Source organism: Actinosynnema sp. NPDC049800, assembly GCF_040656635.1.
In the GTDB taxonomy this organism is placed as follows: Bacteria; Actinomycetota; Actinomycetes; order Mycobacteriales; family Pseudonocardiaceae; genus Actinosynnema.
Genome location: NZ_JBFAMT010000025.1, coordinates 60,304 through 74,753, shown reverse-complemented (window position 1 = coordinate 74,753; position 14,450 = coordinate 60,304). Strand labels below are relative to the sequence as shown.

14 protein-coding genes are annotated in these 14,450 nt (G+C 73.5%); 4 read left to right on the top strand and 10 right to left on the bottom strand.

Annotated features, from left to right (window positions below; translation table 11 throughout):
• Positions 1-63: 63 nt before the first annotated feature.
• Positions 64-780 (top strand): zf-HC2 domain-containing protein, encoded by a 717-nt coding sequence (locus AB0I91_RS25745; RefSeq protein ID WP_498784275.1) that lies wholly within the window; start codon positions 64-66, stop codon positions 778-780.
• On the opposite strand, the gene AB0I91_RS25740 is transcribed toward AB0I91_RS25745, so the two are convergent.
• The 4 genes from AB0I91_RS25740 to AB0I91_RS25725 form a co-directional block, all read right to left on the bottom strand.
• Positions 762-1,964 (bottom strand): ATP-grasp domain-containing protein, encoded by a 1,203-nt coding sequence (locus AB0I91_RS25740; RefSeq protein WP_499639221.1) that lies wholly within the window; start codon positions 1,962-1,964, stop codon positions 762-764. The genes AB0I91_RS25745 and AB0I91_RS25740 overlap by 19 nt on opposite strands.
• Positions 1,961-3,031, bottom strand: a complete 1,071-nt coding sequence (locus AB0I91_RS25735) for a pyridoxal-phosphate dependent enzyme (RefSeq protein WP_498784271.1) — start codon at positions 3,029-3,031, stop codon at positions 1,961-1,963. Before AB0I91_RS25735 ends, AB0I91_RS25740 begins: the two co-directional genes overlap by 4 nt.
• A 97-nt stretch (positions 3,032-3,128) precedes the next feature.
• Positions 3,129-3,827 carry a DJ-1/PfpI family protein gene (locus tag AB0I91_RS25730; RefSeq protein ID WP_499639219.1) on the bottom strand — a complete coding sequence of 233 codons (699 nt, stop codon included), beginning with the start codon at positions 3,825-3,827 and terminating at the stop codon, positions 3,129-3,131.
• 75 nt (positions 3,828-3,902) lie between these two features.
• Positions 3,903-4,736, bottom strand: coding sequence for a LysR family transcriptional regulator (locus tag AB0I91_RS25725; RefSeq protein WP_499639217.1), 834 nt, complete (start codon positions 4,734-4,736; stop codon positions 3,903-3,905).
• 94 nt (positions 4,737-4,830) lie between these two features.
• Here AB0I91_RS25725 and AB0I91_RS25720 point away from each other — a divergent pair, with 94 nt between their 5' ends.
• On the top strand, positions 4,831-5,703 hold the full coding sequence (locus tag AB0I91_RS25720) for an SDR family oxidoreductase (RefSeq protein ID WP_499639215.1): 873 nt from the start codon (positions 4,831-4,833) through the stop codon (positions 5,701-5,703).
• Positions 5,704-5,789: 86 nt separating this feature from the next.
• On the opposite strand, the gene AB0I91_RS25715 is transcribed toward AB0I91_RS25720, so the two are convergent.
• From AB0I91_RS25715 to AB0I91_RS25700, 4 genes are all read right to left on the bottom strand, one after another.
• Complete coding sequence (locus tag AB0I91_RS25715; RefSeq protein ID WP_498784264.1) at positions 5,790-6,686, bottom strand: SDR family oxidoreductase; 897 nt, start codon at positions 6,684-6,686, stop codon at positions 5,790-5,792.
• 35 nt (positions 6,687-6,721) lie between these two features.
• The gene (locus AB0I91_RS25710; RefSeq protein WP_499639213.1) at positions 6,722-7,492 is read right to left on the bottom strand and encodes an SDR family oxidoreductase; all 771 of its coding nucleotides are present in this window, start codon (positions 7,490-7,492) and stop codon (positions 6,722-6,724) included.
• A 398-nt stretch (positions 7,493-7,890) separates the two neighbouring features.
• Positions 7,891-8,604 carry a TetR/AcrR family transcriptional regulator gene (locus AB0I91_RS25705; protein WP_499639211.1) on the bottom strand — a complete coding sequence of 238 codons (714 nt, stop codon included), beginning with the start codon at positions 8,602-8,604 and terminating at the stop codon, positions 7,891-7,893.
• A gap of 69 nt (positions 8,605-8,673) precedes the next feature.
• Positions 8,674-9,840, bottom strand: coding sequence for a PucR family transcriptional regulator (locus tag AB0I91_RS25700; RefSeq protein ID WP_498784046.1), 1,167 nt, complete (start codon positions 9,838-9,840; stop codon positions 8,674-8,676).
• 294 nt (positions 9,841-10,134) lie between these two features.
• Between AB0I91_RS25700 and AB0I91_RS25695 the strand changes: the two genes are divergently transcribed.
• Positions 10,135-11,349: a YncE family protein gene (locus tag AB0I91_RS25695; RefSeq protein ID WP_499614941.1), complete on the top strand. Its 1,215-nt coding sequence runs from the start codon at positions 10,135-10,137 to the stop codon at positions 11,347-11,349.
• A gap of 138 nt (positions 11,350-11,487) precedes the next feature.
• Positions 11,488-12,648, top strand: a complete 1,161-nt coding sequence (locus tag AB0I91_RS25690; RefSeq protein WP_499639209.1) for an MFS transporter — start codon at positions 11,488-11,490, stop codon at positions 12,646-12,648.
• Positions 12,649-12,658: 10 nt separating this feature from the next.
• Here AB0I91_RS25690 and AB0I91_RS25685 read toward each other — a convergent pair whose 3' ends face one another.
• Both AB0I91_RS25685 and AB0I91_RS25680 read right to left on the bottom strand, forming a co-directional pair.
• A complete protein-coding gene (locus tag AB0I91_RS25685; protein WP_498784049.1) occupies positions 12,659-13,315 on the bottom strand; it encodes a response regulator in 657 nt (218 codons plus the stop codon).
• Complete coding sequence (locus AB0I91_RS25680) at positions 13,308-14,432, bottom strand: sensor histidine kinase (RefSeq protein WP_498784051.1); 1,125 nt, start codon at positions 14,430-14,432, stop codon at positions 13,308-13,310. The genes AB0I91_RS25685 and AB0I91_RS25680 overlap by 8 nt, the downstream gene beginning before the upstream one ends.
• Between the last annotated feature and the right edge of the window lie 18 nt (positions 14,433-14,450).

Genomic DNA, 14,450 nt, shown 5'->3' with positions numbered 1-14,450 from the left:
GACTTCGAATCGTAACCACAGAAAGTCGGGAACTCGTGCGCCGAATGGAGCGACTACTCGGGCGTGGACTGCCGAACCTGCCGTGAAGTGTTGTCCGCGCGCCTCGACGGCGAAGCCGAGCCCGCGCCCGCCGCCGAAGTGGACGCGCACGTCGAGCAGTGCGCGGACTGCTCGACGTGGCTGGTCCGGGCGCAGGCGTTGACCAGGGCGATCCGGGTGCGCCCGGCGCAGCCCGCGCCGGACTTGGTCGCCGCCGTGCTGGCGGACGCGCCGCCGCGCCACGTCGCCCTGACACCGCGCCTGGCGCTGGCCGCGGTCGCGATCGTCCAGTTGTGGCTGGCGCTGGCGCAACTGCTCGCGGGCGCCACGTCGCCGCCCGCGCACGGCATCTCCGGGCACCTGTTCAACGAGGGCGCGGCGTGGAACCTGGCGCTGGGCATCGGCTTGCTCGTCGCCGCCGTGCACGCGCACCGCGCCGCCGGGCTGCTGCCCACGCTCGGCGGTTTCGTCGCGGTGCTCGCCGCGTTCTCCGCGCACGACCTGCTCACCGGCGCCACGACCGCGGCCCGCGTGCTGACGCACGTGCCGGTCCTGGCCGGTCTGGTGCTGCTGTTCCTGGTCCACCGCGCGCACCGCGACCAGCCGACGCCCGGCACACCGGCCAAGCACGAGCACGACGAGCACGACGGCTCGGACGAGTCGGAAGACGACCGGCCGCCGCGCGCGGGGAAGCGCGGCCGGGGCGGCCTGAGGCCCACGGCTCACCGGCGTGCTGCCTGAGCGGTGGACACGATGGGCGTGATCGCGCCCGCGGCGGCCAGCGCGCGGTGCAGGGCGAGTTCGGCGGTCGGGCCCTCGGCGAGCACGATCCCGGTGCACGAGCGCTGGTCGGTCAGGTGCTCGACCACGTCACCGGGACTCGCGGTCGGGTACCACTCGGGCGAGCCGGGCAGGCCGGTCACCCGGTCGAGCCCGGACCAGCCACTGAGGACACCCGCCCGCGCGGGGTAGGCCAGGACGAACGCGACCCCGGTGCCGGGCTTGAGCGGCTCGGTCAGCAACGCCGGTTCCACCGCCAGCGCCATCGAGACCATCGCGTCGTAGACGTTGACGTCCAGCGACCGGCACAGCGCCTCGCCGACGAGCGCGCCGCCGATCCGCGCGTTGACCTCGACCACCTCGGGCCCGTCGGCGGTGAGCACGAACTCGGTGTGCGCGAACCCGCGTTCGTGGCCGGCGACGGCCAGCACCCGGGCGATCCACCGGCCGAGCTCGGCGAGGTCGGCGGCGGGGAACGCGACCGGGAACGCGGCGGCTTCCTCCCGCCGCACCGGTTCGGGCGAGAGCTGGCGGCTGAACACGCCCAGCAGCCGCGTGCGGCCGGCCCACGTGACGGTCTCGGCGCTGTAGAGCGGCCCGGCGAAGTACGGTTCGGCGATCAGCCTGCCCTTGAGCGGCGTGCGTTCGGCTTCGCGCAACGCGTCGTCCAGTTCGGCGCGGGTGCGCACCAGCCACACGGCGCGCGACGACGTGCCCGCGGAATCCTTGACCACCAACGGGAACCCGTCGGCCGACGTCGGGTCGACCGGCCCGCCGCGGCTGAGCCCGTGCTCGTGCAGCAACGCGCGGACCGCGCCCTTGTCCCGCAGCACGCGCACCGCGTCCACGTCAGGTCCCGGCAGACCCAGGCGCCGCGCCAGTTCCGCCCCCGGCACGGCCCACGTGTCGGTGGAGCTGATCAACCCGGCCAGGTCCGGTATCGCGCGCAGGGCCGCCTCGCACGCCGTCACGTCCGCGGTGTCGATGTCGACGACGCGCACCCGGTCCGGGCCGAGGGTGCGGAGTTCGTGGGTGTAGATCGACCGGTCGCCGGTGAGCAGGCACAGGTCGTGGCCCGCGTCCCCGGCGGCGTCGGCGAGCCTGCCGAGGCCGAAGGTGAGGGCTTCCAGCAGCGCGATCGTCACGGCACGGGGTCCTTCCGGCGTTCCTGCGCGGGCACCCGCGGACCGTGCGCCCGGCGCGCCCAGTCCATCGCGGCCCACGGCGGTGCCAGGTCGTCGAGCGAGGCGATCTCCACCGGCGCCAGCAGCGCCGGGTCGAGGGCTTCGCGGTGGCGGGCGAAGACGCGGGCCGCGTACCGGTGACCGGTGTCCGCGCCGATGACGAGGTGCGTGCGGCCGGGGTCGCGTTCGGCTTCCCAGCGCGCGGCGAGGTGCGCGGCGCCGGTGGACAGGCCCGCGAACACGGCGTGCTCGCGCAGCAGCCCGACAGTGGCGGCCATGGCGTGCTGGAAGTCCAACCAGTGCACGCGGTCGTACAGCTCGTGGTGCACGTTGCCGAACGGGATGGCGCTGCCGATGCCCGCGATGATGGCGTCGGGGTCGGTGAACCGCTCGCTGCCGAACGTGACGCTGCCGAACGGTTGCACGCCGACCAGCCGCACCTCCGGGTCGTGCCGCCGCAACGACCGGGTCAGCCCGCCGCTGGACGCGCCGGTGCCGACGCTGCCCACCACCGTCAGCGCCTCGGCCGGCAGGGCGCGCCGCAGGTGCTCGGCCAGTTCGGCGTACCCCAGGTGGTGGACGGGGTCGTGGTACTGCCGCATCCAGTGCAGGTCCGGGTCGCGGGCCAGCAGTTCGCGGACCCGGGCGACCCGGCGGTTCTGGTCCAGCCGCAGGTCGTCCGACGGCGGCATCTGGTCCACGGTGACGCCGAGGATCTCCAGCTGGGCGCGGATGGTGTCGTCCACGGTGGTGGAGGCGACGATGTGGCAGCGCAACCCGTGCCGGTGGCAGGCCATCGCCAGCGCCAGCGCGTAGATGCCGCTGGAGCTGTCGACCAGGGTCTGTCCTCTGTGGACCACCCCGGTGTCGAGGAGGTGCCGGACCGCGCCCAGGGCGGCGTAAACCTTCAACGTCTCGAAGCGGATCAGCACGATGCCGGGGGACAACCGCACGAGCGACGGCGTCTTCACCGCGTCGGTGATGTGGTCGTGCACCGGTAAGCCGGGGTGGTCGAGCACTGCCGTCACCGCCCGATCGGACGCAGGTAGGTGGCCAAGTCGGCTCCCGGACGTAGAGGTCGTCGGCACGGGGCGTTCGGTTCCCGGCAACCGCCGGTCGAGGCGCTCAGCCGCGCCAGACCGTGCCGCGCCGTTCGTGCTCCAGGACCGTCTCCACCCGCTGGGCGAGCTTCGCGCCGAGGAACCGCTCCGCCAGCCACAGCGCCACGTCCAGCCCGGAGGTGATGCCGCCGCCGGTGATCAGGTCGCCGTCGTCCACCACGCGGGCGTTGACGACGGTGGCTCCCTGCGCGGCCAGGTCGGCTTTCGCGCCGGTGTGCGTGGTCGCGTTGCGGCCCTTGGTCAACCCCGCGGCGGACAGCACCATCGTCCCGGTGCAGATGCCGACCCGCAGCACGTCGGCGGCGGCCAGGCGGCGCAGGAAGCCCTGGTCGGCGATGAGCCGGTTGACCCCGGGCCCGGTCTTGTCGGCGTACCCGCCACCGGGCACGACCAGCACGTCCGCCTGCTCAGGCGACCAGCCCGCGGCCACCTGGACCTTGGTGCCGTACGTGCAGGTGACCGTGCCGGGACGACCGGTGGTCACCAAGGTCGTCGTCAACGCGCCGCCGCTCATCCGCCCGGCGAGGCCCAGCACCTCCACCGGTGCGATGAAGTCCTGCTCCTCCACCCCGTCGAACAGCAGCACCTGCACCCGCAGCGGCGTCGCCGCCGACGCGGTGGCCGCACCACCCGACATCGCCCCCACTGCTCCCATCGTGCCGACGGACAGCGCCGACGCGCGCAAGAACGCACGACGTTCCACGGTGACCTCCCCGGTTCCGGTTCACCACAGTGGTCGGTCGAAACGCCCGTCCGGTTCCTGGCGGTCGGCGAGTCGTCACCGGGTGGCCGCGCGGACGAGTGCCGCGGTGGCCGTCGAGCGGGACTGCTGGGGCCAGGCGATCGAGAGGGTCGCGGGCGGCGCGTCCGGCACGTCGAGGTAGGCGATCCCCGGTCGCGGGTAGCGGTCGACCACGGACTCGGGCAGCAGGGTGACCAGCTCGCCCAGTTCGACCAGCTTGAGCAGTTGGGGCAGGTCGCGGACGTCGTGCCGGGCGACGATCCCGTCGAGGTAGTGGTGGAGCTGGTCCAGGCGCGTGGCGTCGTCGACGGGCAGCCCGAGCTCGGCGAGGGTGGCGTGCCCGCGTGCCGCGAGCGGGTGGTCGGTCGGGACGGCGGCGACGTGCCGCTCGACGGCCACGGTCTCGGCGTCGAGGCCGGTGCGGTCGAACGGCTCGTAGATCAGGGCGGCGTCGGCCTCTCCTTGGCGCAGGAGCCCGGGTTGCTCGCCCCACCGGCACAGGCGGACCGCGACCGGCAAGGACGACGCCGGGTCGGCCGCGTACCCGGCGAGGACGGCCTCCAGCAGCCCCGCGTCGCTGTCGGCCTTGACCGCCAGGACGAGCTTCGGCTCCGCGGCGCGTTGTGCTCGCCGGCCGGCCGCCTGCAGCGCGTCGAGGGCGATCCGGGCCTGGTCGAGGAGGACGGAGCCCGCGGCCGTCAGCGCGACGCTGTGGGTGGTCCGCTCGAACAGCGTGACGCCCAACTCCGCTTCCAGCTTGCGGATCGTGCGCGACAGGGGAGGGGCCGAGATGCCCAGCCGCTCGGCCGCGCGCGTGAAGTTGAGCTCTTCGGCGACGGCGACGAAGTAGCGCAGGGGACGTGACTCCAAGCCCGCCTACCTCCGATCGGTATGTCCCTGAGGGTAACAACCCGGTGCCGGCTGATCCTTCCGGCGCGGCGGCGTCGCGGGCAGGGTTGGTCGCATGATCATCGTCAGTGGTGCCAACGGGAAGCTCGGTCGAGCGGTGGTGGAACGGCTGCTGCGCCGGGTCGGGCCGGACCGGATCGGTGTGTGCGTCCGCGATGCGGAGCGGGCTCGCGGGCTGGCGGAGCGGGGCGTTCGGGTCAGGCAGGGCGACTTCGCGGACGAGGGGAGCCTGGCGCACGCGTTCGAGGGCGCGTCACGGGTGTTGGTCGTGTCGGTGGACAACAGCGGCGAGACGGCGGTGCGCCTGCACGAGACCGCGATCAACGCCGCCGGCAAGGCCGGGGCCGAGCGCGTCGTCTACACCAGCCACGTGGGCTCGAACCCGTCGTCGCCCTTCGCGCCGATGGTCGACCACGCCGCCACGGAGGTGGTGCTGCGGGAGTCGGGCCTCGCTTTCACGTCGCTGCGCAACGGTTTCTACGCGTCGACCGTGGCCATGCTGCTCGGTGGCGCGGCGGAGACGGGTGAGCTGGCCGCGCCGGAGGACGGCCCGGTGTCCTGGACGTCCCACGACGACCTGGCCGAGGCGGCGGCGCTCGCGTTGACCGAGGACGTCTTCGACGGCGTGACGCCGGCCCTCACCGGTCCGGTGGCGGTGGACCTGGCAGAGGTCGCGGCGATCGCGTCGGAGGTGACGGGCCGGCCGATCCGCCGGGTCGTCGTGTCGGACGACGACTACCGGGCCGGGCTCGTCGCCCACGGTCTGCCCGAGCACGTCGCGGACTTGTTGGTGGGGATGTTCGCGGCGAGTCGTCAAGGCGAGTTCGCCCGGGTCGACCCCGCGCTCGCCGGTCTGATCGGACGGCCGACCGTGCCGCTGCGCGACGTCCTGGAAGCCCGGCCCCGGTCGGCCGATCTTGCCCAATAACCTCTAAAGCTTCAGTGTCGACCGAGTTCAACTCTCGGACGTGTGCCCCGGCGCAGCTTGCACAATCGGCCCTGACAAGCTGTCGGCTACCCGGCCGGCTGGACGGTGAGCAGGTCGTCCAGGTCGATGCGGGTGAGGAAGTCGCGGCGGACGCGGTCGGCGACCTCGGAGACCTCTTCGGAGCCGTCGTCAGCCGGGTCGACGTGCACCCGGAAGGGGCGTTCGCCGCGAGGGAGGGCGACGATCCGGGCGATCTCGTCGGCGACGAGCGAGGCGTCGGCGTCTTCGGGCGCGAGGGCGGCGAGCTTGTCGGCGACCTGCTCGACCAGCCCGGCGTACCTCGTCCCGTACTCGGCCTCCACGGCGGTGTCGGCCGGGCGGCCGGAGTGGGCGAAGTGGTTGGTGCCCGAGGTGAACGAGCCGGGCACGACGATGGACGTCTCGACGCCCCAGCGGGCGAGTTCGCCCGCGTAGCTCACCGCGAGCGAGTCCATGCCCGCCTTGGCCGCGAAGTACGGCGCGAGGTAGGGCGGGGTGCCGCCCTTGACGCTGGAGCTGGACACCCAGATCACCAGGCCGTGGCCGCGGTGGCGCATGCCGGGCAGCACGGCGCGGTTGACCCGCTGGGTGCTCAGCACGTTCACGTCGTACAGCTCGGCCAGCTGGTCGGGGGTGAACGCCTCGGTGGGCCCGGTGGCCAGGTGGCCGGCGTTGTGGACGAGGACGTCGACGCGGCCGTGCTCGGCCTCGATCCGGGCGATGGCGGCGTCGACGGACTCCTGCGAGTTCACGTCGAGCTCGATCGCGCGGAGGTCGACGCCGTGCTGCCGGGCGTAGTCGGCGGCGGCTCGGACCCGGGGCGCGTTGCGGCCGGTGGTCTCGCGCATCCCGGCGTAGACGGTGTCGCCGGTGTCGGCGAGGGCGCGGGCGGTGAGGGCGCCGAAGCCGCTGGACGCGCCGGTGATGACGATGACGTTGCTCATGGCGGTTCCTTCCGGTGTGGACGGAGGTGTGGTGATCAGGCGAGGCCGCCGTTGGCGAAGAGGACCTGGCCGTTGACCCAGCGGGCGGGGCCGGCGAGGAACGAGACCGCGTCGGCGATGTCCTCGGGCCGGCCGAGCCGTTCGAGCGGGGTGGCCTTGGCGAAGTTGGCGATCAGGTCGTCGTCCTTGCCCTGCAGGAACAACGGGGTCGCGGTGGGGCCGGGTGCGACCGCGTTGACGGTGATGTCCTTGCCGCGCAGTTCGCGGGCGAGGATCAGGGTGATGCTCTCGACGGCGGCCTTGCTCGCGACGTAGGCGCCGTAGGTGGGCAGCTGGGTGCGGGTGACCGAGGTGGAGAAGTTGACGATCGCGCCGCCCCGGCGGAGGCGGCGGGCGGCCTGCTGTGACACGACGAACGTGCCGCGGACGTTGGTGCGGTGCACGCGGTCCAGGTCGTCCAGGTCCAGTTCGGCGATCGGCGCCAGGACCATGGTCCCGGCGGTGTTCACGACCACGTCGACGCCGCCGAACGCGGCCTCGACGGCGTCGAAGGCGGCGCTCATGTCGTGCTCGTCGGCGACATCCCCACCGACCGCGATGGCCTGCCCGCCGCGAGCGGTGATGTCGGCGACGATCGCCTCGGCCCTGCCTTTGTTGCCGGCGAAGTGCACGCCCACCGCGAAACCGTCGACGACGAGCCGCTCGGCGACCGCCCGCCCGATCCCCCCGCTGCCGCCGGTGACGAGGGCGACCCGGGTGGTGGTGGGAGTGGCGTTGGTGGTGTCGGTGGCGGTGTTCTCGGTCATGTCATTTCCTTTCGGCGCAAGGGATGCGCAGTGCGTGCCGGAGATGGAGCCGGCGAGGGGGTGGCCATGGGCCGCGAGGGAGGGGCGGCGGGGTAGTGGCGAAGGGGCGGACGGAGAGCCGCTCGACTTGGTGTGCGGGCGCGCGAAAGAGGCGCGTGGATGCGCCGGGCGCCGGAAGTACGGGCCAGGCATGGCGACTGTCCAGGCCCGCTGGGTGGGGCTGCGCTGGTGGCTGGGCCGGGGCCTGCGACGGTGTGGCCGTGTGCGGTGGCAGCGGTGCCGGCTGTCGGGGGTGGCTGCGGTCCGGCTGTCCGGGGTGGGCTAAGGCTGGTGTGTGGCGGGTGAGGCCGGCCGTGGGGGAGTGGCGGGCAGGTTCGGGAGGTGGGGGGTGGTGGTGTTTAAGGCTCGGTGGGGGTTGCGAGGTGGGTCAGCCATTCGGTGAGGAGGGCGAACTCCGCCGGGCTGAAGGACTTCGGCCGCTTCGAGCGCAGCAGCGCGCCGAGGGTGGTCGCCGCCTGGGCCACCGCCTGGGTCGTCGTCACCGGCGTGTCCGCGGGGTTCGCGTCGGGTTCCGGGGTCAGGATTCCCGGCAGCACGATCTCCCTCACCCGCACCGAGAGCTCGGGGTCGCGGTCCGCCTCCGGGCGGTTGAGCAGGGACAGGGCGACGCCCGTGTTGGCGGCCATCACGACGTCGGCGGCGCGGTCGGGTTCGACGGCCAGGCGGCCGACCCGGGCGACCCGTTCGAGCACGCCGCGCAGTAACTCGTTCGCCTCGCGGACCGCCTGCGGCGGGGAGGACAGCCGGGGCGTGTACATCAGGCGGTACACGTTCGGGTGGTCGAGGGCGAAACGCGTGTGCCCGTCCCACCCGCGCCGGAGGTCCGCGACGGGGTCCTCGGTCGGCACCGCGGCGCGCTTGGCCGCGAGGTACTGCGCGAACCCGTGATCGACGACCGCGGCGAGCAGGCTGTCCTTGTCGCCGAAGAGCCGGTAGATCACCGGTTGCTGCACCCCGGCCTTCTCCCCGACGCCGCGCGTGGAGATGTCGCCGTTGGGCGAGCTCTCCAGCAGCTCGGTGGCCGCCGCCAGGATCGCTGATCTGTTGTCCATGTTAGCAACGATAACACAGGGTCCGATCGGTGACAACAGCTCGCTGTTAGCGCCGATAATCCCAGGTGGTCACCGTGACGGGCGGTGGTCGAGCCAGGTTCGCAGCGCCCACCAGTGGCGCAGGGTGCCCAGGACGGTCGACGGGTCGTCCGCGCCGCTGTCGTCCCACGGCGTGCCGGTGAGCTCGGCCAACCGGTCGAGCCGGTACCGGACGGTGTTGGGGTGCACGTGCAGCGCGGCGGCGGCGTGACCGAGGCGTTGGCCGTGGTCGAGGTAGACCAGGGCGGTGCCGACCAGTTCGCGGTGGAAGTCGTCGTCGTGGTCGAGGCCGTCGAGCGAGCCGCGCAGCAGGTCGGCGAGCACCGGTTGCGCGGCCAGTGCCACCTCGCCCGCCAGGTCGGTGAGGTCGTGCACCCCGCGCCGCCCCGCCCGACCGGCGATCCGCAACGCCGCCACGCACAACGGGTGGAGGTCGCGCATGACCGCGAGCCCCGTCGCGGGCGCGACCACCAGCAGCACGTCGGTCCCGAGGTCGGTCGGCGGTCGGACGGCCAACCCGGTCAGCCGCCCCTCCACCAACCCGTAGACGCCGCCGCACCCCAGCAGCCGCTGTTCCAGCGCCCGTGCCTCGCCCGGCAGGGTCACGTCGGAGACCAGGCAGTGGTAGAGCCCGTCCGATGACAGGCCGGCGCGCCGCAGCTCGGCGGGTTCCGGCGGCGTGCCGTCGCCGTGCACGAGCAGTCGCCGCAGCAGGTGAGTGTTCGCGTCCCGGTTCGTGCGGGACAGTTCGAGCTCGGCCGTGTGGTAGCCGTTGATGACGTGCCGCTCCAACGCCCCGGTGTAGCGGTCGAGGTCGACCAACCCCTCCAGCAGCACTTCGTCGGGCACGCCTGCGGCCCGGCTGCGGGCGATGGCGATGTTCATCGCCGTGGTGCGGCCCGCCTGGACGCCGCGCAGCAGGCCGTCGATGGAGATCCCCTGGGCCGCGCGGTCCGCGCCCAGCGCCTCGGCCGCCTCGAAGTCCTGCGCCTCCGGCTCCTCGGACCGCTCGAAGAAGTCGAGCCCGGTGGCCAGCAGGACCTCGACGTGCCGGCGGTTCTCCGCCTCCGGCAGCCGCGCCACCTCCGGCGACTGGCCGCGCGCGGCCCGGACGAGCTCCTCGACGACGCCGCGATCGGTCGCCATGCCCCTGAGCACCTGCCCGAGCAGGCGACCTCGATCGCGTGCTGCCGACACCGGCCACATCCTCCCGCCGCGACGTTGTGGCAGTGGCATAACGAGCACGCGGCTCGTTGGGCGCGGGCCCCTACCGCGGGCCCGCCGCGAGCCGGTATCTATTGCCTACTGAACGGTAACAGTCCGGCCGGACTCGGGGCCACGGGTCCGGGAACCGGCGTGGACGAATCGAAAACCCTGCACGGATGTGACAACTCGCGCATCCGGTTTGGAGCTCTCGTGGACAAGAAATCCGGGTCGGGGGCACGCGAGCGCGCACCCCGCACACGCCTGCTCGGCCTCCTGGCCGCCTGCGTGCTGGCCGCGACCACCGCCCCTGCCGTCGCCGCGTCCGCCGTCGCCGCCCCTCCCGCGGGCACGGCGCTGCGCGAGGTGATGTTCGTCGGGAACAACTGGGACGGCACCGCCGACGTGATCGCCTCCAGCGGCGACTTCGCGAAGATCGGCCGGGTGAACATCATCCCCGACCGCCAGGAGCGGCTGTGGGAGATCTACCTCAACCCGATCAAGCTGGCGTTCTTCCTCGGCATCAGGTCCGGCCCGGGTGAGGGCCACGACCAGTTCGTCGACGACATGTACACCACGCCCGACGGTCGCGCCGTGGTCGCCTCCCGGCCGAGCTTCGCCGACGTGGTGTCCATCGACCTGGCCACCGGGCGGGTGAACTGGCGCTTCCCGGTCTCGGGCTTCCGCTCCGACCACATGGCCGTCTCGCCGGACGGCCGTCGGGTCGCGGTGTCCGCCTCGACGTCCAACACCGTGCACGTGCTCGACATCGAGACCGGGCGCCAGGTCGGCTCGTTCGCGACCGGCGACAAGCCGCACGAGAACGTGTTCACCGACGACGGCCGCTACCTGTGGAACATGTCCATCGGCGAGGTCAACACCGCGCTGGACGACCCGGCGCTGGACTTCACCAAGGGGGACCGGCGCGTCACGGTGGTGGACGCGGCGACGTTCCAGCAGGTCAAGGTGATCGACATGAGGCCGCGGCTGGACGCGTTCGGCCGCTCGGACCTGTCCGACTCGGTGCGGCCGGTGGCGTTCACGCCCGACGAGTCGAAGCTGTACTTCCAGGTGTCGTTCTTCAACGGCTTCCTGGAGTACGACGTCGCCGCCGACCGCGTCACCCGTCTCAAGGAACTGCCCAAGAACCCGAACACCAGCGAGGACCGCACGACCTGGGTCAACGACTCGCGCCACCACGGCATGTCGATGAGCCCTCAGGGTGACAAGCTGTGCATCGCCGGGACGATGGACGACTACGCCGTGATCGTCGACCGGGCGACCCTGCGCGAAGGGGCGCTCGTGCCCGCGTCCAAGCCCTATTGGGCGACCGTCAGCGGTGACGGGCGCAGCTGCGTGATCTCGGAGAGCGGCTCCGACCAGGTCACGGCGATCGACTTCGCCACCGGGCGCAAGCTGGTGTCGGTGCCGGTCGGCGACCACCCGCAGCGGGTGCGCGTCGGCCACGTGCCCACCGGCTGGACGGGCCCTTCGGCGGGCTGACGACAACAGGGGAGCGGTGGTCGGCGAGGGTTGTCGGCCACCGCTTTCGACTGCTCCGGACCGAGGTTGTAGGTTATAACCTATCAACCGAGGAGGTCCTGATGCGCGACCGCGTCGAGCCGGCCGTGGCGGAGCCGCATGCCGGGTAGGGGGAACCTGCTCGCGGTGCTGCTCGCGCACACCGTGCTGGTCCAGGTCGTCACGTTCGTGCTGCGGCCCACGTCCACCTACCGCGCGCTGGAACTCGGCGTGCCGACGGGGTGGCTCGGCCTGCTCTCGGCGGGGTTCGCGATCGCGCCGCTGGTGCTGGCGATCCCGTCCGGGCAGGCCGTCGACCGGCTGGGCGAACGACGGGTCATGCTGGCGGGCGCGGTGCTGATGTGCGCCGCCGCCGCGACGTTCGCGTTCGTCGGCGGCGGTGTGGCGGGGCTGGTGGTCGGTAGCGTGCTGCTCGGCACCGGTCACCTGTGCTCGGTGGTCGCGCAGCAGGCCCTGGTGGCGAACACGACCGAGACCTCGCGCTACGACGCGGCGTTCGGCTACTACACGTTCGCGGCGTCGTTGGGGCAGGCGGTCGGACCGGGCCTGATCCTGCTGTTCGGCGGCGATCGGACGATCCCGCGCACGGACACCGTGTTCGTGGTGGCGTTCGTGGTCACCGTCGTGCTGATCGGCGTCACGGTGGCGTTGCGCTCGCCCGCCGTCCGTCGTGCGGCCGCCGTGGACGGCGAGCCGGAGGGCGTGCGCGACCTGCTGCGTCGACCGGGTCTGGTGCGGACGCTCGCGGTCAGCTGCGTGGTGATCGCGGCGGTCGACATCACGTTGGTGTACCTGCCCGCGCTGGGCGCCGAGCGCGGCATCCCGTCCGGTGTGGTCGGTGTGCTGCTGGCGGTGCGCGCGGCGGCGTCGATGACCTCACGCCTGCTCCTCGGCCGGTTGGCCGCGTGGCTGGGCAGGCGTCGGCTGTTGACGGGGAGCGTGGCGCTGGCCGCGGTCGGGCTCGCCGCGTCGGCCGTGCCGATGCCGGTGTGGCTGCTCGGCCTGGTGGTCCTCGTGGTGGGCCTCGGCCTCGGTGTCGGCCAACCGCTGACGATGTCGTGGCTGGCGGAGGCGACGCCGCCGGGGCTGCGCGGTCGGGCGATGTCGTTGCGCCTCACCGGGAACCGCCTCGGCCAGGTCGTCGTGCCCAGCGCGGCGGGGTTGCTCGCGGCGGGCACGGGCGCCGCCGGCGTCCTCGTCCTCACGGCCGCGAGCCTGACCGCCGCCGGTGTCGCGGCCGGACGACGCCCGCCGCCGTGACCGGCGTGGGTCAGGGGTCGGCGAGACCGGCTTCGTAGCCCGCGATCACCAGTTGTGCCCGGTCGCGGGCGGCCAGCTTCGCCATGAGGTGGCCGATGTGCGTCTTGACCGTGTGCCGGCTCAGGTGCAGGGCCTGCTCGATCTCGGTGTTGGACAGCCCTTGCGTGATCAGGCGGAGCACTTCCCGTTCCCGAGGGGTCACGCGGTCGAGCGGCCGTCGGGCGCGGGGCGGCGCGGGGGTGCGGAGGAAGTCCGCGATGAGCCTGCGGGTGACGGTCGGCGCGAGCAGCGCTTCGCCCGCCGCGACCGTCCTGATGGCGTCGAGCAGCCGGTGCGGCGGGACGTCCTTGAGCAGGAACCCGCCGGCGCCCGCCCGCAACGTCTCGTACACGACGCCGTCGAGGTCGAACGTGGTGAGGATGAGGACCTTGGGCGGGTCCGGCAGCGCGGTGATGCGCCGGGTGGCGGCGACGCCGTCCAGGTCGGGCATCCGGACGTCGACGACCGCGACGTCCGGCCGGTGCCGGGCGGCCAGGTCGCACGCTTCCCGGCCGGTCCGCGCCTGCGCGACCACCTCCACCCCGGGGTCCGCGTCGACCAGCAGCCGGAGGGTGTCGAGGAACATCGGCTCGTCGTCGGCCAGCAGCACGCGGATCGGCTCAGCCACGGCCGCCACCGGGCTCGAACGGGAGCGTGGCGCGGACCGCGAACCCGCCGCCGGGAGCGGGGCCCGCGTGCAGCGTGCCGCCGTGCAGCGCGACCCGTTCGCGCATGCCCAGCAGCCCGTGCCCGTCGGCGCCGGGCGCGGCCGTGCCCTCGTCGACCACCGAGACGACGAGCCTGCCCGGCTCGACGGCGGTGACCAGGCGGCAGCGCGGCGGGCGGCCGTGACGCCGCACGTTGGTCAACGCCTCCTGCACGATCCGGTAGGCCGAGACCCGCACCGCCGCCGGTGCGCCGGACAGGTCGGCCTGCTCGGCGGTCACCGTGACGCCGGCCGACCGCGCGTCGTCGACCAGCCGGTCCAGCCCGGCGGGGCCGGCCGGGGCCGACGGCTCGCGCAGCCCACCGAGGACCGTCCGGACGTCCGCGAGGGCCGACCGGCTGACCTGCTCGATGCCCCTGAGCGCCGCCTCCCTCTCGTCGGGGCGCGTGCCCGCCACGTGGTTGGCGACGGCGGCCTTCATGGCGATCAGGCTGAGGTTGTGCCCGACCACGTCGTGGATGTCGCGGGCGATGCGCAGCCGTTCCTCGGCCACCGCCCGCGCGGTGCGCGACTCGGCCAGCTCCGCCGCGTGCCGCCGGCGCGTGCGGACGGCGGCGGCGACCGCCCAGGCCCCGGTCACGACGACCGCGCTGAACAGCAGGGTGGACAAGGGGTTCGTGGCGAACGACTCCGTGCCCGCCGGCGCCGGGACGAGCGGCAGGCCCGGCACGGTCGCCACCGCGACACCCGCCGTCACCACGCACGCCAGCGCCGCGACCGCGCCCACCGCACCCGACCGGGACGACGACAGCACGACCGGGTAGAGCGCCACCGCGACGGCGGCCAGCGTCGACTCGTTCCCGGTGCCGATGACGATCGCCGCCGCGCCGACCGGCAGCACGGTGGCCAGCACGGCGGTGGGCCGGACCCGGCGGACGGCGAGCGGCACGCCGAGCGCGACGGCGCAGACCACGGCGAGCACGTCGACCGCCGGCGCGCGCAGCACCGCCCACGCCACGACCACGCCCGCGGTCACCACGTCCACCACCAGCAGCCCTTTCGGGCCGAGTCGCACCATGGTGGCACCGTAGCCGGG